Genomic DNA, 19,469 nt, shown 5'->3' with positions numbered 1-19,469 from the left:
CGGCGCGGGGCCACCGGCGTCAACAAGGAGCGGATCATGAACCAAGAGGTCATGAACCTTTTCAACCAGCAGGCCACGCCGGTCAGCTTCGATCAGATCAAGATTTCGATCTCGTCTCCGGAGAAGATCCTCTCCTGGTCGTACGGCGAGATCAAGAAGCCGGAGACCATCAACTACCGGACCTTCAAGCCCGAGCGCGACGGCCTGTTCTGCGCGCGCATCTTCGGGCCGATCAAGGATTACGAGTGCTTGTGCGGCAAGTACAAGCGCATGAAGTACAAGGGCGTCATCTGTGAGAAGTGCGGCGTCGAGGTCACCCTCGCGCGCGTCCGGCGCGACCGCATGGGCCATATCGAGCTGGCCGCCCCGGTCGCGCATATCTGGTTCCTGAAGTCGCTGCCCTCGCGCATCGGCCTGCTGCTCGACATGGCGCTCAAGGACCTCGAGCGCATCCTGTACTTCGAGTCCTACTGCGTCATCGAGCCGGGCCTCACCCCCCTGAAGGAGCGCCAGCTCCTCTCGGAGGAGGAGTACCTGCGCGCCCAGGAGGAGTACGGCGAGGACTCGTTCACCGCCATGATCGGCGCCGAGGCCATCCGGCGCATCCTGCAGGAACTCGACCTCGACAAGATCGCCAACGATCTGCGCGAGGAGATCGCGGTCACCACATCCGAGCTGAAGCCGAAGAAGCTCCTGAAGCGCCTCAAGATCATCGAGGCGTTCCAGATGTCCGGCAACAAGCCGGAGTGGATGATCCTCACCGTCGTCCCGGTGATCCCGCCGGACCTGCGCCCGCTGGTCCCGCTGGATGGCGGCCGCTTCGCGACCTCCGACCTGAACGACCTCTACCGCCGCGTCATCAACCGCAACAACCGCCTGAAGCGGCTGATCGAGCTGCGCGCGCCCGACATCATCATCCGCAACGAGAAGCGGATGTTGCAGGAGGCCGTCGACGCGCTGTTTGACAACGGCCGCCGCGGCCGCGTCATCACGGGTGCCAACAAGCGTCCGCTGAAGTCGCTCGCCGACATGCTCAAGGGCAAGCAGGGCCGGTTCCGCCAGAACCTGCTCGGCAAGCGCGTCGACTATTCCGGCCGTTCGGTCATCGTGGTCGGCCCCGAGCTGAAGCTGCACCAGTGCGGCCTGCCGAAGAAGATGGCGCTGGAGTTGTTCAAGCCGTTCATCTACGCGCGGCTGGACGCCAAGGGCTTCTCCGCGACAGTGAAGCAGGCGAAGAAGCTCGTTGAAAAAGAAAAGCCGGAGGTCTGGGACATCCTCGATGAGGTGATCCGCGAGCACCCGGTGATGCTGAACCGCGCGCCGACGCTCCACCGCCTCGGCATCCAGGCCTTCGAGCCGAAGCTGATCGAGGGTAAGGCGATCCAGCTGCACCCGCTGGTCTGCGCCGCGTTCAACGCCGACTTCGACGGCGACCAGATGGCCGTGCACGTCCCGCTGTCGCTCGAGGCGCAGCTGGAAGCGCGCGTCCTGATGATGTCGACCAACAACATCCTGCACCCGGCCAATGGTCAGCCGATCATCGTGCCGTCGCAGGATATCGTGCTCGGCCTCTACTACCTGTCCATCGTGGCCGACGGCTCCAAGGGCGCGTTCAATCCCGACAACCCGAAGAACCCGATGCAGGGCGTCTTCGGCGACATGGGCGAACTGGAGCACGCGCTCGCGGCCAAGACCGTGTCGCTGCACACCAAGATCCGGTGGCGCTGGAACGGCATCGGCCCGGATGGCGAGCCGCTGACCAAGACCTACGACACCACCCCCGGCCGGGTGATCCTGTCCGGCGCGCTGCCGAAGCACGCCAAGGTTCCCTTCGACGTCGTCAACAAGCTGATGACCAAGAAGGAGATCTCGGCGATGATCGACACCGTCTACCGCCACTGCGGTCAGAAGGAGTCGGTGATCTTCTGTGATCGGATCATGGCGCTCGGCTTCAACCACGCGTTCAAGGCCGGCATCTCGTTCGGCAAGGACGACATGGTCGTGCCGGACAACAAGTGGTCGATCGTCGACACCACGCGCACGCTCGTGAAGGACTACGAGCAGCAGTACAACGACGGCCTGATCACCCAGGGCGAGAAGTACAACAAGGTCGTCGACGCCTGGGCCAAGTGCTCGGACAAGCTGGCCGCCGAGATGATGAACCGCATCTCGAGCGTCCAGAAGGACGAGAACGGCGCCGACAAGCAGGTCAACTCGATCTACATGATGAGCCACTCGGGCGCCCGTGGTTCGCCCGCCCAGATGAAGCAGCTCGCCGCCATGCGCGGCCTGATGGCCAAGCCTTCGGGCGAGATCATCGAGACGCCGATCATCTCGAACTTCAAGGAAGGTCTGGACGTGCTGGAGTACTTCAACTCCACGCACGGCGCCCGTAAGGGCCTCGCCGACACCGCCCTGAAGACCGCCAACTCCGGCTACCTGACCCGCCGCCTCGTCGACGTGGCCCAGGACGCCGTGATCCGCGAGGTGGATTGCGGCACGACCAACGGCATCAAGATGCGCGCCATCGTGGATGCCGGCCAGGTCGTGGCGACGCTGGCCACCCGCATCCTCGGCCGTGCCACCGCCGAGGATCTGGTCTCGGCCGACGGCACGGTGATCGTGAAGACCGGCGAGACCATCGAGGAGAAGCACCTGCCCGCCATCCAGGCGGCCGGGATCCAGGAGGTGAAGATCCGCTCCGTGCTGGTCTGCGCCACCCGGAGCGGCGTCTGCGCCACCTGCTACGGGCGCGATCTCGCCCGCGGCACGCCCGTCAACATGGGCGAGGCGGTCGGCGTCATCGCGGCGCAGTCGATCGGCGAGCCGGGCACCCAGCTCACGATGCGCACCTTCCACATCGGTGGTGCCGCCCAGATCGCCGACTCGTCGTTCATCGAGTCGAGCTTCGAGGGCACGATCAAGGTCCGCAACCGGGCCATCGCCAAGAACTCGGACGGGGACCTGATCGCCACCGGCCGGAACGTGGCCGTGGTCATCGTCGGCTCCGACGGGGTCGAGCGGGCGGTCCACCGCCTGCAATACGGCGCCAAGCTCCGGGTCGACGAGGGCGACAAGATCAAGCGCGGCCAGCGGATCGCCGAGTGGGACCCCTACACCCGTCCGATCCTCACCGAGGTCGACGGTATCGTGGCCTACGAGGACCTGGTCGACGGCCAGTCGATGACCGAGACCACCGACGAGTCGACCGGCATCGCCAAGCGCGTCGTCGTCGATTGGCGCGGTTCTGCCCGCACCTCGGACCTGAAGCCCGCGATGGTCGTGGTCGACAAGGAAGGCAAGGCGCTCAAGCTGCCGCGCGGCTCGGACGCCCGCTACTTCCTGCCGGTCGATGCCATCATCGGCTTCGATCCCGGCGCCAAGGTCAATGCCGGCGACATCCTGGCCCGCGTCTCGACCGACTCGGCCAAGACCCGCGACATCACCGGCGGTCTGCCGCGGGTGGCGGAGCTGTTCGAGGCACGGCGCCCGAAGGACGCGGCGATCATCGCCGAGAAGTCGGGCACCATCGCGTTCGGCCGCGACTACAAGAACAAGCGTCGGCTCACGCTGACGCCGCATGACGGCTCCGAGGCGGTGGAGTACTTGATCCCGAAGGGCAAGCACATCCACCTGCAGGACGGCGACGTGGTAGAACTCGGCGACTACATCGTCGACGGAAACCCGGCGCCGCACGACATCCTGGCGATCAAGGGCGTGGAGGAACTCGCGGCCTACCTCGTCAACGAGATCCAGGAGGTCTACCGGCTGCAGGGAGTGTCGATCAACGACAAGCACATCGAGGTGATCGTCCGGCAGATGCTGCAGAAGGTCGAAGTCACCGACGGTGGTGATTCGGACATCCTCGCGGGTGACCAGATCGACCGTACGGAGCTGACCGAGTTCAACGAGAAGCTGCTTGCCGAGGGCAAGAAGCCGATCCAGGGCGTGCCGGTCCTGCTCGGCATCACCAAGGCGTCCCTGCAGACGAAGTCGTTCATCTCGGCGGCCTCGTTCCAGGAGACGACCCGGGTGCTCACCGAGGCCGCGGTCAACGGCAAGGTCGACCATCTGGAAGGCCTCAAGGAGAACGTCATCGTCGGCTCGCTCATCCCGGCGGGTACCGGTTCGATGGTGGCCGACATCCGCGCCGTGGCGCGCCGTCGCGACGCGATGATCCTGCAGCAGAAGCAGGCCGGCAGCGCCGTGGATCCGATGGAAGGCTTGCCGCCCGCCGCCGAGTGATCGGATCGGGAGCGTGAATGCTGGAAAGGGCGGCCTCCGGGCCGCCCTTTTCTTTTGCCGGCGGGCGGTCATGTCGGGTCGCGTGCGGTGACACTCCAAACGTTCTGGTTTCAAAAGGTCGGCGACCTTTTGCGGGTGCAGGGCAGAGCCCTGCTGTTCTCGGGAACTCCGTCCCCGAACCCCGCCAAAGGGCTGCAAGCCCTTTGGAAACCCGGTTTCTTTTTGGATGGAATCTCAGCCGGCCACGAAGACCAGCACGGCGGCCTTGCGCCCGGCGAGCCGGCGCAGCCGATGCGGCAGGCCGGCATCGTAGGTGGCGCAATCGCCTGCTCTCAGCGCGATGAGGCGGTCCGCCACCGCCAGCTCGACCTCGCCCTCCAGCACGTAGGCGATCTCCTGGCCGCCATGGCTCGGCCGATCCTGGGTGAGAAACGCGTCGCCTGGCTCGACGATGTACAGCGCCCCGGCCCGGCCGGCGGCACCGGGCACGAGGGCCTGCACCCCGTAGCTCGGGTCCTGGACCACGGCGCGGTCCTCCCGCCGCACCACCACCAGGTCGGCGGCCCCGGCCGATTCGCCGAACAGCTCGGCCATCTGGGCGCCCAGCGCGCGGGCGATCGCCTCCAGGGTCCCGACGGAGGGCGCCTTCTCGCCCCGCTCGATGCGGGACAGATGTCCTTTATGGATGCCGGCGGCGGCGGCCAGCGCTTCGAGGGTCAGGCCGCGGCGGTGGCGGAAGGCCCGGATACGGCCAGCGAGGATCGACATGGCGGAACCATGCCGCTTGCCCAGCGGGCGGGCAACCTTTATGCCTTCGGACAACAGGTTGTCCGAAGCGGGGAGCTTGAAGCGCCCCGAGCCGGTCGGCTTCGAACCGGATCCGGCCCATGCCTATCGCTCGCGTTATCCGCCATGTGGCTTTCGAGGATCTCAACGCCTTCGCCGCGCCGATCGCGACGGCGGGCTACACCATCCAGTATCGGGAGGCGGGGCTCGACGAGCTGACGCCGGAGGACGCCCAGGGGGCCGACCTGCTCGTCGTGCTCGGAGGCCCGATCGGTGCCGACCAGGACGACCTCTATCCGTTCCTGCGAGCCGAACGCGAAGCCCTGCGCGCTCGGCTCGCGGCCGGCGCGCCGACCCTCGGGATCTGTCTCGGCGCCCAGCTCATGGCCGCCGCCCTCGGAGCCCGGGTCGCTCCCGGTCCGGGCAAGGAGATCGGCTGGGCCCCGGTGGAGCTGACCGATCGCGGCCGTGCCGGCCCGTTGCGGTATCTCGAACACGTGCCGGTGCTGCACTGGCACGGCGACGCGTTCGATCTCCCGCCCGGCGTCGATCGCCTGGCCGCGACACGGCTGTGCCCCCATCAGGCCTTCGCGCTCGGCCGGCATGGGCTGGGCTTCCAGTTCCACCCGGAGGCGGACGGACAGGGTTTCGAGCGTTGGCTGATCGGCCACGCGGTCGAGATCGCGGCGACGCCGGGCGTGTCGGTGCCGGCCCTGCGCGACGATGCGCGCCGGCTCGGTCCAGGCGCCGCCGAGGCGGGACGGCGCTGCCTCGGCGAATGGCTGGGCGGACTCGCGTGACCGGCGGCGCGACGGATGTCGCCATCGACGCGGTGCTGGCCGGGCCGAGCGCGCCGCTGGGCACGACGGGCTCTCTTAGCGCTATCGCCAAAGCGCCCCTCGACGGCCCAGTCGCGGTCGGCCCCAACGGGCTGGAGGGCGACGAGCAGGCGGACCGGCGCCATCACGGCGGCCCCGAGAAGGCCGTGCACCACTACGCGTTCGATCATTACGCCGGGTGGCGGCAGGACTTGCCAGACGCCGAGCCGGCGCTCCTCGCGCGGCCCGGAGCCTTCGGCGAGAACCTGTCGACCGCCGGCCTGACCGAGACGGACATCTGCGTCGGCGATCTGTGGCGCGCCGGGTCGGTCCTGCTCCAGGTCAGCCAGGCCCGGCAGCCCTGCTGGAAGCTCAATCACCGCTTCGGAGCCGCCGATATGGCCCGCAGGGTCCAGACCAGCGGGCGGACCGGCTGGTACTACCGCGTCGTGGAGCCGGGCGTCATCGCGGCGGGCGACCGTCTCCGCCTGATCGACCGGCCGCATCCGGCCTGGCCGCTCGCGCGGCTCCTGCGCACTTTCTATGTGGACCGGCTGGATCGCGCCGCCCTCGCAGGCATCGCGGAACTCGACGCGCTGTCGCCGTCCTGGCGGGCGCTGGCCCGGCGGCGTCTCGATCGTGGCGTGGTCGAGGATTGGATGGCGCGGCTCGAGTCCCCCGGCGGCTGAGACCGGTGTGGGCGACCGCTCCGTCCCCTTTCGGACGAGCGCCGGCCGCCGCGCTTAACTCGACCTCAACCATACCGGCCGATAAATCCCGGACCGCACCGGAACCGCCGTGATCGGCGCCCAGGATCGCGGATGGGGCTGATCGGAACGGGTCTGTAGCCGTGCGTGCGAGACGAGGACGACGGGAATCGAGCCTGCGCTGGCTCTCGGCCGCCTTCACGCCCTGGCTGGCGGGGCTCGGCCTTCTGGTCTCGTTCACGGCCGATGCCGGGACCGAGAACGCCATCGGCTCGAGCCGACTCGGGGCGATCGACGCCTTCACGGTCCCGGCCCTGCCGCCCGGCACCGCGCTGATCGGATCCGCCCTGCGGCGCAGCGCCGACGAGCCGCTCCAGGCGGTGCTCAAGACCGGCGCGCACGTCTTCCCGGTGGTCCAGCGCCAGGCCAAGGGCGATCCGTCCCAGCCGCCGGCCGCAAGCTACGCGCGCCGCGCGGCATCGTTGCGCGAGACCGGGGCCGCCCTGGTGTTCGGCGACGTCACCGGCAGCGTCAGCGGCGCGCTGAGCGCGGGCTCGGCGGTCTGGGATCCCGAGGCCGAGCCGGAGGCCGGCTTCGTGCCGGTGCCCGATCTCGGCCTGACCACCGGCTCCGGCAGCGCCGCCTCCACGGGCGAGGGCAGCGCCGACCTGACCGAGGATGGCGAAACCGAGCGCCGCTACGACGGCTCGACCCCGCCCGTGCCCCGGGCCGTGGCCCTGTCCTCGACCACGCCCGCGCCGGCCGACGCGATCCCGATCGAGGTGGCGGCCGCGAGCCTGGCGCTGCCCGATTTCGCGATCCGTCCCGATCGCCCGGAGATTCTGCAATCGGTCCCGGAGGATGCCCGCCGGCGCTACGCCGACCTGATCGATCCGGACTCCCTCGACAAGGAGCAGCGCTGCCTGTCGGAAGCCGTGTATTTCGAGGCCCGCAGCGAATCCGAGGCCGGCCGGGCCGCCGTGGCCCAGGTGGTGCTCAACCGCGTGAAGAGCGGCCTCTATCCGAGCAGCGTCTGCGGCGTCGTCTACCAGAACCGCCACCATTACATGGGCTGCCAGTTCTCCTTCGCCTGCGAAGGCAAATCCCTGCGCATCACCGATGCCGGCGCCTGGGAATCGGCGACCCGGATCGCCCGCTCGGTGATCGAGGGCCGGACCTATCTGGCCGAGGTCGGCGCCGCGACCCACTACCACGCCGACTACGTGCGGCCGGGCTGGGCGCGCCGCCTGCGCAAGATGGACGTCATCGGGCGGCACATTTTTTACCAGCTCAAGCCCGGGCAGACCTGAGCGGCCTGTTAGACCGATCTTTCCCATTCTCGCCCTCATCCTGAGGTGCCGAAGCGCAGCGGAGGCCTCGAAGGAGCCCTCCAGGGATCGCGGTGACCTCTGGAGGGCTCCTTCGAGGCCCAGCGATCTTTGATCCCCGGGCACCTCAGGATGAGGGGGTGGGTTGGAGGGGCGCCGATCAGGACCCTCCGAGCCCCTGTCGGGCACCGAAGTGCCGCCTTCAAAAACGGCGCTAAGGAAGGGTAACGCTTTTCGATAGAATCTTACCTAGGTAGTGGAGCGCTAAGCAGTCCAAACCGAGGGTTAATTTTACCTTCCTTTTGAACTCTGCTTGCGAACCGGGCAACGACTCTGGACTGTAGTGCGTCGAGACGAGCGCCGCCTTTGCGCAGCATCTCGCCCGTACCGCGTACCAGAGGACTTCCATGACCGCGCCGGTCGCACGCTCAACCCTTCTCGCCGCCGTCTTCGGCGGCCTGCTGTTCGCCGCCCCCGCGCAGGCCGGCGGCTGCTACGGCTCCGAATGCTACCGCCACGTCACGACGCCGCCGGTCTACGACACCGTGCAGGAGAACGTGCTGGTGCGTCCGCCGCGCACGGTCTACCGCACCACGCCGCCGGTCTACGACACGGTGTCCGAGCGCGTGATGGTCTCGCCCGGCGGCCGCTTCTGGCAGACGAGCCGCGGTCCCGGCGGCGAGCTGATCGGTTGCTGGGTCACGACGCCGCCGCGCTTCGCCGTGCGGACTCGGACCGTACTGGTGCGGGCCGCCCAGTCGATCCCCGAGACGATCCCGCCGGAATACGCCACCGTCTCCCGGCGCGTCCAAGTGGCCCCGGCCCGGGCCGGCTGGGTGCCTGTCGGCGGCGGCTACGGGGGCGGTTATCGCGCCGCGTCCTATGGCGGCCCGCTCGTCGGCTCGATCCCGGATGCCGTGGGCATCACCGGCGCCAGCTCGGCGGATGTCGGTGTCGGCCTCGGCTTCTCGACGGGTAGCCTCTACGACGGCTACTGATCCCGGCCCGCTTGATTCCGGACGTCCCGGCGACACCTCTCCACAAAGACATGGGAGGCGGCGATGGGGACGTTCAAGGCCTGGGTAGTCGACAAGGGCGAGGCCGGGCAGAGCCTGGCCTTCCGGGATTTCGACGAAGCCGACCTGATGGACGGCGACGTCACCGTCCGGGTGACGCACTCGACCCTGAACTACAAGGACGGGCTCGCGCTCACCGGCACGTCGCCGGTGGTGCGCCGCTTCCCGATGATCCCCGGCATCGATTTCTCCGGGATCGTCGAGAGTTCGGACCACCCCGAATACAAGCCGGGCGATGCCGTGGTGCTTACCGGCTGGGGCGTCGGCGAGACGCATCTCGGCGCCTATGCCGAGCGCGCCCGGGTCAAGGGCGACTGGCTGGTGCCGCTGCCCCAGGGTCTCACGCCCGAACAGGCCATGGCGATCGGCACCGCGGGCTACACCGCGATGCTGTGCCGGATCGCCCTCGACGCCCACGGGCTGATCCCGGATCACGGACCCGCGATCGTCACCGGCGCCTCGGGCGGCGTCGGCTCGGTTGCGGTGGCCTTGCTGGCCCGGGCGGGCTGGCATGTGATCGCCTCCACGGGTCGCGACGGCGAGTCCGATTACCTCAAGAGCCTCGGCGCCGCCGAAATCCTGGACCGGGCGGAGCTGTCCAAGCCCGGCAAGCCGCTCGGCAAGGAGCGCTGGGCGGCGGGCGTCGATGCCGTCGGCTCGACCACCCTGGCCAACGTGCTGGCCCAGACCCGGGCCGACGGGGCGGTCGCCGCCTGCGGTCTGGCCCAGGGCATGGACCTGCCGACCTCCGTGGCGCCGTTCATCCTGCGCGGCGTTTCCCTGCTCGGGATCAACAGCGTCACCACCCCGCAAAAGAAGCGCCGCGAGGCCTGGGCGCGCCTCGCCCGGGAGCTCGATCTCGACAAGCTCGCCAGCATGACCAGCCGGGTCCGCCTGGAGGAAGTCGGCCGGCTCGGCGCGGAGATTTTGGCCGGCCGGATCCGTGGCCGGACCGTGGTGGAGGTCAGCTGAGGCATCGGGCTGGAACCGTTGCCATTCCGGCCGCATTGCTTCCCTTATGAGTGTCGCATTCGTCAAAGAGCCCGAAGGCGGAGAAGCCTTCGAGAACCTGCCCGACCGGCCCATCTCGCCCCATACGAACTTCGTTACCCCCGAGGGGCTGGCGCAGATCGAGGGAGAGGTCGCGCGCCTGGAACGGGAACTGACCACCCTGGACCACGCCGACAAGGCGGAGGATTCCCGGATCGGACGGGACCTGCGCTACTGGCTCGCCCGCAAGAACACCGCGCAGCTGGTCGAGCCGATCGACGGCCAGACGGTGCATTTCGGTGCCACCGTCACGATCCTGCGCGAGGACGAATCCGGCAAGGAGACCCGGCAGACCTTCCGCATCGTCGGCGAGGACGAGGCGGACCCGCACAAAGGCTCGATCTCCTACGTGGCGCCGCTGGCCCAGGCGATCACCGGCAAGACCGTCGGCGACGTGGTCGAAGTCAACGGCCACGAGGTCGAGATCGTCGAGATCCGGGCCTGAACCGTCTACCGGCCTTCAAAGCGCGGCCGTAGGGGCAGAATCGCTTCGGCGAGATGGTCCATAAAGGCCCGGACTCGTCCGGCATGGCGCAGGTCGGGATGGGTGAGCATCCAGAGGTCGGCGCCGATGTCCGGGTGTGGGCCGGAGAGCCGGCGCAGGGCCGGATCGGCATCGCCCTCGAAGCACGGCAGCGGGCCGATCCCGATCCCCGCCGCCACTGCGGCGGTCAGCCCCGTCACCGTGTTGATCCGGAGCTTGATCCGCTCGGCCGGAGCCCGCGCTTCGATGAAGGGCGCGAACAGGGCGGCCGCCACGGCCGAACCTGGGACGACCCAATCCTCGGTCGCGAGATCGCCATAGGCCCGGTCGGCCCGCCCATAGACCGCCCAGGCGAGGCCGGTCAGGCGTCGCCCGACCAGCGTCTCGCTCGGATTTCGGCTCGCGCGGATCGCCACGTCGGCATCCCGGCGTGACAGGTTCAGGGCCTGCTCGGCCAGGATCAGGTCGAGGCGGATCTGCGGATAGCGCGTGCAGAACGTCGCCAGGATCGGCATGAGAAGCCCGGTCGCGACATTCACCGGGGCAGTCACGCGCAATTCGCCCGCGAGTGTTTGCCCTTGGCCGGCAACCGTCCGGGCGAATCCGGTCACGTCGGTCTCGATCCGGGCGGCGGCCTCGATCATCGCGAGGCCGGCCGGGGTCGGTACGTAGCCGGTGCGCAGGCGCTCGAACAGGCGCATTTCGAGCTGCGCCTCGATCGCCTCGAGACGCCGGAATGCCGTGGAATGGTTGATCCCGAGCTGCGCCGCGGCCGCGGTCAGGCCGCCCCGTTCGGCCACCGTCTTCACGAAGCGGAACTCGTCCCAGTCGAGCAAAACGCCGGCTTTCTTGCATGGCTGCAAGCCTATTCTTGCGCGAGAGGGCGTTTTTGCAAACCGCGAAATGCGCGATGGAGACGTCATCGTGCCGTCGGACGAGTCCGGCGGCATTCCGCAACCCGACACGGGAGATCGCACGATGGCCAAGGTTCTGGTGCTGTACTACTCGACCTACGGACATGTGGAGCAGATGGCCTACGCCGTCGCCGAGGGCGCCCGGGAGGCCGGGGCCGAGGCGGTGGTCAAGCGCGTGCCGGAGCTGGTGCCCGAGGAGGTCGCCCGGCAGAGCCACTTCAAGCTCGATCAGGCCGCGCCGATCGCCACCGTCGACGAGCTGCCCCAGTACGACGCGATCATCTTCGGCACGCCCACCCGCTACGGCAACATGGCCGCGCAGATGAAGCAGTTCATCGACCAGACAGGCGGCCTGTGGATGAAGGGCGCGCTGGTCGGCAAGGTCGGCTCGGTCTTCACCTCCACGGCCTCCCAGCATGGCGGTCAGGAGACGACGCTGACGAGCTTCCACACGGTGCTGTTCCACCACGGCATGGTGGTGGTCGGCCTGCCCTATTCGTTCCCGGGTCAGGCCGGCGTCGAGGCGGTGAAGGGCAACACGCCCTACGGCGCCAGCACCATCGCGGATAACGATGGTTCGCGCCAGCCGAGCGGGGTCGAGCTGGACGGCGCCCGGTTCCAGGGCCGCCACGTCGCCGGGATCGCGGCCAAGCTGGCCTGAATCGACAAGACAAGAAAAAAGGCTCGGATTGCTCCGAGCCTTGAAGGAAAAAGGCCATTTGGGGGCTGAGAAGGCCTTCGTGAACAATGAACGGGCGACAGTCCGGTCTGTTCCACACGGTCGATAAAAATACTTCTGCCGTCAGCGCGGCGCGGCGGCCCGGGCCAAACGATCCCGGATCGCCTCGCCCAGGCCCTCGGTTGGGATTGGTGTCACCGCGATGGTCTCAGCCCCTGAGGCGTCGAGATCGCGCAAAGCCCCGAACAGCCGGGCGGCCGCCTCGGCCGGGTCGGCGGCCGGGCTCAGGTTGAGAACGGCGCGTGCCCGTTCATGGCCCTCGGGCCGTCCGGCGCCGAACAGCAGCAAAGCCTCGCCGGGCTCGACCGAGTCCACGTCGAGGCGCACCCGGGCCCGCGGTGCATAATGCGACGCCAGCATCCCGGGACCGGCCGGTCGGTCGGCATCCGCCGCCTCGAGATTCGCCGGCTCGAAACCCAGAACCTCGCGGAGCGCCGCCCGGGTGATGCCCCCCGGCCGCAGCAGCCTCGGCACGCCGCCAAGGCAGGCGACCACCGTCGATTCGACTCCCACCGGCGTGTCGCCACCATCGAGCAGGGCGGCGATCCGCCCGGCGAGATCGTCGAGGACGTGATCAGCCCGGGTCGGGCTGACGCGGCCCGAGCGGTTGGCCGAGGGCGCCGCCACCGGCCGGCCAACGGCCTCCAGAAGGGCGCGGGCGACCGGGTGCCCGGGCACCCGCAGGGCGACGCTCGACAATCCGGCTCGGGCGAGGTCGCAGACGCGGGTACCGGCATGCGCCGGCACGACCAGGGTCAGGGGGCCCGGCCAGAACGCTTCGGCGAGGCGCTGCGCGGAGTCGTCGAAGCGGCCCTCGGCCAGGGCCGCGTCCCTGTCGGCCAGGTGGGCGATCAGCGGGTTGAAGCGCGGCCGCTCCTTGGCGGCGAAGATCCGCGCCACCGCGGCGGCGTCGGTGGCGTCGGCCCCGAGCCCGTAGACCGTCTCCGTGGGGAAGGCCACGAGCGCGCCCGCCCGCAGCAGCGCCGCGGCCTGCGCGAGGCCGTCCGCGTCGGGGTCGAGCCGCCGGGTCGCGGCCGGGACCGTTGACCCGGGATCATTCATGCGGGAAGCCGTCTTGCGAAGTGATGGCGGCGCGCCCGTCGCGCGCCTATCCTGGGGCCGCCGTAGCCCCGGTGCCCGGGCGCGGTCAAACCCGCCCCGGTCCATCAAGCGGGCGGGCCGAGAGGAGCGACGACCCGATGAGCTACCGCGCCCCCGTTCCCGAGATGCTGTTCACCCTCCGGCACGTGGCCGGGCTCGACGGGGTCGACCCGGAGGACGCCGAGGCGATCCTGACCGAGGCCGGGCGAATCGCCGGCGGGGTGATCGCGCCCTTGAACCGGATCGGCGACCGGCACGGCACCCCGTTCGCGGACGGGCGCGTCACCACGCCCCCCGGCTGGCGCGAGGCCTACCGCACCTTCACGGAGGGCGGCTGGAACGGCCTCTCGGCCGAGGCCGACCATGGCGGCCAGGGCCTGCCGAAGCTGGTCGAGGCCGCCTGCACCGAGATGTGGAACGGCGCCAACCTCGCCTTCGGCCTCTGCCCGCTGCTGACGCAGGGCGGCATCGAGGCGCTCGCGGCCCACGGCTCCGACGAGCTGAAGGCGCGCTATCTCGAGAAGCTGGTCACCGGCGAATGGCCCGCGACCATGAACCTGACCGAGCCGCAGGCGGGCTCGGACCTCGCCCTGCTGCGCACGCGCGCCGAGCGCGCCGGCGAAGGCAGCTACCGGATCACCGGGTCCAAGATTTACATCACCTATGGCGAGCATGATCTGGCGGACAACATCGTCCACCTCGTGCTCGCGCGCCTGCCCGATGCGCCGGCCGGCACCCGCGGCATCTCGCTGTTCCTCGTCCCGAAGGTGCTGCCGGATGGGTCGGCCAACGACCTGCGCTGCTCGGGCATCGAGCACAAGCTCGGCATCCATGCCTCGCCGACCTGCTCGATGGCTTTCGGCGATCACGGTGGCGCAATCGGCTGGCTGATCGGGCAGGAGAACAAGGGGCTGGCCTGCATGTTCACGATGATGAACGCGGCCCGGCTCAATGTCGGCCTCCAGGGCGTCGGCGTCGCCGAGGCCGCGACCCAGCGGGCGCTCACCTACGCGCAGGAGCGCCGGCAGGGCCGGGCGGTAGGCGCTGCGGAGTCGACGAGCCCGATCGTCGCGCATCCGGACGTGCAGCGCATGCTGCTGACCATGAAGGCCTACACGGCGGCGGCGCGCGGCATCTGCTACCTCACGGCCGCCGCCCTCGACGCCTCCCGGGGTCCGGAAGGGCAGGCCGCCCTCGACCGCGCCTCCCTGTTGACCCCGGTGGCCAAGGCGTTCTCCACGGATCTCGCCAACGAGGTGACCTCGCTCGGCGTGCAGGTCCATGGCGGCATGGGCTTCGTCGAGGAGACCGGTGCCGCCCAGCTGATGCGCGATGCCCGCATCCTCGGCATCTACGAGGGCACCAACGGCATCCAGGCCATCGACCTCACCGCCCGCAAGCTGCCGCTGAACGGCGGCGCCACCGCCCGGTCGCAGATCGCCTGGATGCGCCGGGCCGCGGAGGGCCTGCTCAAGGCGTCCGACCCCGCCTTCGGCCATATGGCGGCGCGGCTGCGCGACGGGATCGGCAGCCTCGACCGGGCGACCAGCCATCAGCTCGCGGCGCTGACCTCGAACCGCCCGAACGCGGCCCTGGCCGGCGCGGCCCCGTATCTGCGCCTGTTCGGTCTCGCGCTCGGCGGCGCCTGCCTGGCGCGCTCTGCGCTCGCGGCCGCAGCGGCCCTGAAGGCCGGCGAGACCGACCCGGCCCATGCCGGCCGGATCGCGTTGGCGCGGTTCTACGCCGAGAACCTCCTGCCGGCTGTGGGTGGCTTGGAGCAGGTGGTGGTGGAGGGCGGCGCCTTCACGGACGATGCCGCGCAGGCGCTGGCGGTTTGACCGGCATCGTGCAGGATGACCGCTTCTCTTGACGGCTGAGCGCGATGTGGCCGACCTTCCTCGCCTGGTTGAGGGATAACCAGATCGGAGACCTGACGGGAGTTATCGGCCTCGCCATATCCCTATTCGGGTTCGCGGCCACGTTGGTCGGAGTCTACAAGTCGAAGACTGCAGCTGAACGGGCGGAGCAAGCCGCAAGGTCCACCCGGGAGAGCATCCGGTTCTTCGAAACCGTTGTCGATTTTAGCGGCGTCATCGCAATGCTGGAGGACATCAAGCGCGGCCACCGGCAGGAGCAGTGGCTGCTCCTGCTGGATCGATACGCGGCGATCAGGAAGGTGCTGGTGACCCTCAGGGCGGCGAATGTCGATCTCAGCGCGGACCAGCAGAGCGTGATACAATCGGCGCTAGCGAACATATCGATCATTGAGCGGGACGTTGAAGCGGGGCTGAATGATCCATCAAGCCTGCAATCCGCACACTTCAATCAGATCGTGTCTCAGGATATCGACCGGCTGCTGACTGTTCTCGTGGAAATCAAGAGTGCACAAACGGGAGATCGGCTATGAATTACGAGAGGCAGAAGCGTCTCGTCGAAAGGTTGCTGGACCGAACGCAGGCTGGCGAATTGTCCTGGCAAGAAGGTGTTCGACCAGACACGTTTCAGGTGTCGTTCCCAAACAATAGTGTTCAAGTAATTCCTATTGACAATGGAAAACTTAACGAGTTTCAAATCGCTATCATAGACCATTTTGGTCGAGTGGTCGACAATGTTACAAATGCTCAGCTCGATCGGTTCACCCCGCATCCGTCAGGGCCATGGTCTTCGGTAATGAAGGAGCTTTATGTCGCCGCTCGAAGATCTGCTTTTAATGCTGATGCGGCCATCGACAATATATTGGTCGAAATAGAATAATAATCTTAGAATAGCGTCGGGGGTGCGTCATGCAGAATATAAACATCGATGACCTGGAAAATGGCGTCCGCCTGATCACCCTGAACCGCCCGGAGAAGAAGAACGCGCTCACCGGGGCGATGTACGACGCGATGCGCGAGGCCCTCGCGGGGGCCGATGCGTCCCAAAAAATCGGCGCCGTGGTGTTCGCCGGTCAGCCCGGGATGTTCAGCGCCGGCAACGACCTCGCCGACTTCATGGGGGGCGCCGCGGGCGGCTTCAGCGCCTCGCCGGCCCTGGCCTTCATCCGCCAGCTCGCCCGCACCCGCACCCCGATGGTGGCGGCGATCGACGGGATCGCGGTCGGCATCGGAGCGACGCTGAGCCTGCATTGCGATCTCGTCTATGCCAGCCCGGCGGCGCGGCTGCGCATGCCGTTCGTGGAGCTCGGCCTCGTGCCGGAGGCGGCGTCGAGCTACCTGCTGCCCCTGCGGGTCGGGCGGCTCAAGGCGACGGAGCTGCTGCTGCTCTCTCAGCCGCTCAACGCCGACGAGGCTTTGGCGCTCGGCCTCGTCAACGCCGTGCTGCCGGCCGACATGCTGCTGGACCAGGCCATCGCCCAGGCCGCCAAGCTCGCCGCCCTGCCCCAAGGGGCACTGGCGGCGTCCCGCGCCCTGATCCGCGGCGACCAGGCACAGGTCGAGGCCGCCCTGGAGGCGGAGGCGCGGGCGTTCGACGCGCAGCTGCGCTCGCCCGAATCCCAGGAGCGCTTGGCGGCCTTCCTGTCGCGCGCCAAGCCCGCCTCGTCGGCGTGAGCACGCCCCCCGACCTGTCCCAGAAGATCTGCCTGGTGGCCGGGGCCTCCCGGGGCGTCGGGCGGGGCCTGGCCCGGGCGCTCGGCGAGGCCGGGGCGACGGTGATCGTCACCGCCCGCTCCAGCGAGACCGGCCCGCGCACCGAGATGCGGCCGGAATCGATCGAGGACACCGCCCGCCTGGTCGATGCGGCCGGCGGACGCGGCCACCATTACCTGTGCGACCACCGCTCGGAGCGGGCGACGGACTCGCTGGTTCATTGGGTGCTGCGCCGGTTCGGGCGGATCGATGTCGCGGCCTGCAGCGTCTGGGGCGGCAACGAGGGCTACGACGGCGAGCGCTACCCGGACGGGGCCGGCTGGGGAACGCCGTTCTGGCGCCGCTCGGCCGAGCCCTATCTCGGCTTCCTCCAGGCCGGGCCGCTGCCGGCGCTGCTGCTCGCCCGCGCGGTCGCCCCGTCCATGGTGGCGGCGCGGGCCGGCCTGATCGCGCTAGTCTCGTTCGGGACCGAGGATTACCTCGGCGACGTGTTCTACGATTCCGCCAAGGCGGCCACCAACCGGCTGGCGCTGGCCTTCGGGCAGGACCTCGCGCCCTACGGCGTGACCGCGCTCGGCCTGTCGCCGGGCTTCGTCGCCACCGAGCGGGCGCGGGATCTCGGGCAGGAGGAGCGCGCCACCGAGGGGCCGCTCTACGCGGGCCGGGCGCTCGCGGCGCTGGCGGCCGATCCAAACGTCGCCGCCCGGGCCGGCGCGGTGCTGCATGCGGGCGATCTCGCTCGCATCTACGGCTTCACCGATGCCGACGGCACCCAGCCGGAGCGCTTCCGCGTCGGGCCGTGACCACGCGCCGAAACCGATTCCGCGCGTCGGAGGAGCGAAAAACGGCCTTAATTCTCCTGCAGGCTGGACCGTAATCGTGCGTTCGGCTCTGCCATTTTTGAGCCGGCTCACTTCGGTGCGACGAGGATTGCAAGCATGTCGGATGCGAATACGGCCCCGCGCGTGCTGATGGTGTTTCCGAAGTTCTACGAAAACTCGATGTGGAACTTCAAGGAGGCCATGGAGTTGCAGGGCGCCCGCGCCCCCGCGCCGCCCCTCGGCCTGATCACCCTCGCCGCGATGCTGCCGCCGGCCTGGCAGGTGACCCTGGTCAACCGCAATTGCGAGGACCTCAACGACGCGCAGATCCTGGCGGCCGACCTGGTGATGACCGGCGGCATGCTGCCCCAGGAGCCGGATTGCCTCGTCGTCATCGACAAATGCCTGGCGCTGGGCGTCCCGGTCTGCGTCGGCGGCCCGGCGCCGACCTCAACCCCGGAGATCTACGACAAGGCCGACTTCCTCGTGCTGGGCGAGGCCGAGGGCATCCTCGCCACCTTCGTCGAGGCCTGGGAATCCGGGGCGCGCCGCGGCCGGTTCACGGCGGAAAAATTCAAGGCGGACGTCACGACCAGCCCGATCCCGCGCTTCGACCTCCTGACCTTCAGCCACTACCTGTATATCGGCGTCCAGTTCTCGCGTGGTTGCCCATTCACCTGCGAGTTTTGCGACATCATCGAACTGTACGGTCGCTCACCGCGGACCAAGACCACGCCGCAGATGCTGGCCGAACTCGACCGGCTCTACAGCCTCGGCCATCGCGGCCATGTCGACTTCGTCGACGACAACCTGATCGGCAACAAGAAGGCGATCAAGCTGTTCCTGCCGCATCTCATCAAGTGGCAGGAGGCGCACGGCTACCCGTTCAAGTTCTCCACCGAGGCGTCGCTGAACCTCGCGGACGACGACGAATTGCTCGGGATGATGCGGGACGCGAACTTCTTCGCCCTGTTCACCGGGATCGAGACGCCCGACGAGGCGACGCTGATCCAGACCCAGAAGAAGCAGAACACCAAGCGCTCGATCGCCGACAGCGTGCACAAGCTCTACGAGCACGGCATGTTCGTCACCGCGGGCTTCATCGTCGGCTTCGACACCGAGAAGGACAGCATCAGCAAGGCGATGTCCCTGTGCATCAGCCAGACTGGTATCCCGATTTCAATGGTCGGCCTGCTCTACGCGATGCCGAACACGCAGCTCTCGCGCCGCCTGCGCAAGGAGGGCCGCCTGTTCGAGAATTTCGCCTACACCACCGCCGAGCAGGGCGACCATTGCACGCAAGGGCTCAACTTCGTGACCCTGCGCCCGCAGCAGGACGTGCTCGCCGATTACCGGGACGTGCTGCAGGAGATCTATGACCCGCCGAACTTCTTCGAGCGTGTCCGTGAGATCTCCCGTCGGGTGAAGCGGCCCAAATTCGCCGCCCACAAGCTCGACTGGCGCCACGTCACCCGCGATCTGGTGTCGCTGCTTCGGATCTGCTGGCGGATGACCGTGCGGCGGCCGGAGCTGGCCAAGCATTTCTGGAGCGTGTTCCTGCAGACCGCCCGCCACAACCCGGCGGCCCTGGAGGCGGTGGTCACCAACATGGTGATCTACCTGCACGTCTACCCGTTCTCGCGCTACGTGATCCGCGAGATCAACGGCCGGATCGCCGAGCTCGAGGCCGGCCGCTGGGTGTCGCCGCCGATCCTGGCCCCTGAGAAAGACAACGGCGGCAAGGCCGCGCCGGTCGGCAAGGTGGTCGCCCGCGCCGAGGTCAAGCACCTCGCCGCGGTGGCCTGAGCGGCCC

General features: G+C 68.6%; 17 protein-coding genes. 14 read left to right on the top strand and 3 right to left on the bottom strand.

Features of this window, described 5'->3' with window-relative positions; translation table 11 throughout:
• Positions 1–36 precede the first annotated feature (36 nt).
• Positions 37–4,245 (top strand): DNA-directed RNA polymerase subunit beta', encoded by a 4,209-nt coding sequence (gene rpoC, locus MKK67_RS02840; RefSeq protein ID WP_243962131.1) that lies wholly within the window; start codon positions 37–39, stop codon positions 4,243–4,245.
• A gap of 234 nt (positions 4,246–4,479) precedes the next feature.
• Here rpoC and MKK67_RS02835 read toward each other — a convergent pair whose 3' ends face one another.
• Positions 4,480–5,013, bottom strand: coding sequence for a helix-turn-helix domain-containing protein (locus tag MKK67_RS02835; RefSeq protein ID WP_243962130.1), 534 nt, complete (start codon positions 5,011–5,013; stop codon positions 4,480–4,482).
• A gap of 119 nt (positions 5,014–5,132) precedes the next feature.
• Here MKK67_RS02835 and MKK67_RS02830 point away from each other — a divergent pair, with 119 nt between their 5' ends.
• The 6 genes from MKK67_RS02830 to greA all read left to right on the top strand — a co-directional run bounded on the left by MKK67_RS02830 (position 5,133) and on the right by greA (position 10,455).
• Positions 5,133–5,831: a glutamine amidotransferase gene (locus tag MKK67_RS02830; protein ID WP_243962129.1), complete on the top strand. Its 699-nt coding sequence runs from the start codon at positions 5,133–5,135 to the stop codon at positions 5,829–5,831.
• A complete protein-coding gene (locus MKK67_RS02825) occupies positions 5,828–6,538 on the top strand; it encodes an MOSC domain-containing protein (protein ID WP_243962128.1) in 711 nt (236 codons plus the stop codon). The genes MKK67_RS02830 and MKK67_RS02825 overlap by 4 nt, the downstream gene beginning before the upstream one ends.
• A gap of 227 nt (positions 6,539–6,765) precedes the next feature.
• On the top strand, positions 6,766–7,866 hold the full coding sequence (locus tag MKK67_RS02820; protein WP_243962141.1) for a cell wall hydrolase: 1,101 nt from the start codon (positions 6,766–6,768) through the stop codon (positions 7,864–7,866).
• A gap of 425 nt (positions 7,867–8,291) precedes the next feature.
• Positions 8,292–8,882, top strand: a complete 591-nt coding sequence (locus MKK67_RS02815; RefSeq protein WP_243962127.1) for a hypothetical protein — start codon at positions 8,292–8,294, stop codon at positions 8,880–8,882.
• A 63-nt stretch (positions 8,883–8,945) separates the two neighbouring features.
• A complete protein-coding gene (locus MKK67_RS02810) occupies positions 8,946–9,932 on the top strand; it encodes an MDR family oxidoreductase (protein ID WP_243962126.1) in 987 nt (328 codons plus the stop codon).
• A 46-nt stretch (positions 9,933–9,978) separates the two neighbouring features.
• Complete coding sequence (greA, locus tag MKK67_RS02805) at positions 9,979–10,455, top strand: transcription elongation factor GreA (protein ID WP_243962125.1); 477 nt, start codon at positions 9,979–9,981, stop codon at positions 10,453–10,455.
• A 5-nt stretch (positions 10,456–10,460) separates the two neighbouring features.
• Here greA and MKK67_RS02800 read toward each other — a convergent pair whose 3' ends face one another.
• Positions 10,461–11,330 carry a LysR family transcriptional regulator gene (locus MKK67_RS02800; RefSeq protein WP_243962124.1) on the bottom strand — a complete coding sequence of 290 codons (870 nt, stop codon included), beginning with the start codon at positions 11,328–11,330 and terminating at the stop codon, positions 10,461–10,463.
• Positions 11,331–11,472: 142 nt separating this feature from the next.
• Between MKK67_RS02800 and wrbA the strand changes: the two genes are divergently transcribed.
• Positions 11,473–12,069, top strand: a complete 597-nt coding sequence (wrbA, locus tag MKK67_RS02795; protein ID WP_243962123.1) for an NAD(P)H:quinone oxidoreductase — start codon at positions 11,473–11,475, stop codon at positions 12,067–12,069.
• A 141-nt stretch (positions 12,070–12,210) separates the two neighbouring features.
• Here the strand turns inward: wrbA and MKK67_RS02790 are convergent, their stop codons facing one another.
• Complete coding sequence (locus tag MKK67_RS02790) at positions 12,211–13,209, bottom strand: L-threonylcarbamoyladenylate synthase (protein ID WP_243962122.1); 999 nt, start codon at positions 13,207–13,209, stop codon at positions 12,211–12,213.
• A gap of 137 nt (positions 13,210–13,346) precedes the next feature.
• On the opposite strand from MKK67_RS02790, the gene MKK67_RS02785 reads away from it, so the two are divergent.
• The 6 genes from MKK67_RS02785 (at position 13,347) to MKK67_RS02760 (ending at position 19,462) form a co-directional block, all read left to right on the top strand.
• Positions 13,347–15,086: an acyl-CoA dehydrogenase gene (locus MKK67_RS02785; RefSeq protein ID WP_243962121.1), complete on the top strand. Its 1,740-nt coding sequence runs from the start codon at positions 13,347–13,349 to the stop codon at positions 15,084–15,086.
• Positions 15,087–15,130: 44 nt separating this feature from the next.
• On the top strand, positions 15,131–15,655 hold the full coding sequence (locus tag MKK67_RS02780; RefSeq protein ID WP_243962120.1) for a hypothetical protein: 525 nt from the start codon (positions 15,131–15,133) through the stop codon (positions 15,653–15,655).
• Positions 15,652–16,002, top strand: a complete 351-nt coding sequence (locus MKK67_RS02775; RefSeq protein WP_243962119.1) for a hypothetical protein — start codon at positions 15,652–15,654, stop codon at positions 16,000–16,002. Before MKK67_RS02780 ends, MKK67_RS02775 begins: the two co-directional genes overlap by 4 nt.
• A 29-nt stretch (positions 16,003–16,031) precedes the next feature.
• Positions 16,032–16,796 (top strand): enoyl-CoA hydratase-related protein, encoded by a 765-nt coding sequence (locus MKK67_RS02770; RefSeq protein WP_243962118.1) that lies wholly within the window; start codon positions 16,032–16,034, stop codon positions 16,794–16,796.
• A gap of 35 nt (positions 16,797–16,831) precedes the next feature.
• Entirely contained in the window at positions 16,832–17,638 is an 807-nt protein-coding gene (locus tag MKK67_RS02765) for an SDR family NAD(P)-dependent oxidoreductase (RefSeq protein WP_243962140.1), read from the top strand.
• 135 nt (positions 17,639–17,773) lie between these two features.
• Positions 17,774–19,462, top strand: coding sequence for a B12-binding domain-containing radical SAM protein (locus tag MKK67_RS02760; RefSeq protein WP_243962117.1), 1,689 nt, complete (start codon positions 17,774–17,776; stop codon positions 19,460–19,462).
• Positions 19,463–19,469 lie beyond the last annotated feature (7 nt).

The sequence above is a fragment of the Methylobacterium sp. J-072 genome (assembly GCF_022829425.1).
Classification (GTDB): domain Bacteria; phylum Pseudomonadota; class Alphaproteobacteria; order Rhizobiales; family Beijerinckiaceae; genus Methylobacterium.
The sequence above is the reverse complement of the archived record's forward strand: the minus strand, read 5'-3'. Positions and strand labels throughout refer to the sequence as shown.